Source organism: Vibrio sp. 1978 (assembly GCF_033344345.1).
Genome location: NZ_JAWPOP010000293.1, coordinates 1 through 825 on the forward strand (window position 1 = coordinate 1; position 825 = coordinate 825).

Below are 825 nucleotides of genomic sequence, written 5' to 3' on the forward strand. Positions count from 1 at the left end.
AGGTCAGGTCATTGCCGTTGACCAACCGATTCCAGCACCAGAAAGCTTCACTGATCCAATCGAAAAAGCGTCTGCTGAAAAAGCGTTGGCTTACATGGGCCTAGAAGCAGGCAAATCATTGTCTGATTACCAAGTAGATAAAGTGTTTGTTGGCTCTTGTACGAACTCTCGCATCGAAGACATGCGCGCTGCCGCCGTCGTGGCGAAAGGCCGTAAGGTCGCATCGCACGTTCAAGCTTTGATTGTCCCGGGCTCAGAACAGGTGAAAGCACAAGCAGAAGCCGAAGGCTTGGATGTCATCTTTAAAGAAGCGGGCTTTGAATGGCGTCTACCAGGCTGTTCAATGTGTTTAGCAATGAACAATGACCGTTTGGGACCTCACGAGCGTTGTGCATCAACATCAAACCGTAACTTTGAAGGCCGTCAGGGCCGTGATGGTCGCACTCACTTGGTTAGCCCTGCAATGGCAGCCGCGGCAGCTATCGCTGGTCACTTTGTTGACATTCGTGAATTAACTTTTGATAAACAGGATTAGGGAGAACAATCATGTCAGGTTTTAAACAACATACTGGTTTGGTTGTGCCTCTAGATGCCGCCAACGTTGACACGGATGCCATTATTCCAAAGCAGTTTTTACAAAAAGTTTCTCGCCTAGGTTTCGGTAAGCATCTTTTCCATGACTGGCGCTTCCTTGATGATGCAGGCGAGCAGCCAAACCCTGAGTTTGTAATGAACGCGCCACGTTACCAAGGCGCTTCTATCCTACTTGCGCGTGAAAACTTCGTCTGTGGCTCATCTCGTGAACACGCACCTTGGGCTGTGGCT

2 protein-coding genes are annotated in these 825 nt (G+C 49.5%); both read left to right on the forward strand.

What is annotated here, in order from left to right; genetic code table 11:
* Positions 1 to 535: aconitase family protein (locus tag R8N49_RS26170; protein WP_318190333.1), on the forward strand; the 535-nt coding region annotated here is incomplete at its 5' end.
* Between the two features lie 11 nt (positions 536 to 546).
* A partial coding sequence (gene leuD / locus R8N49_RS26175; protein ID WP_318190334.1) for a 3-isopropylmalate dehydratase small subunit occupies positions 547 to 825 on the forward strand: 279 nt, incomplete at its 3' end.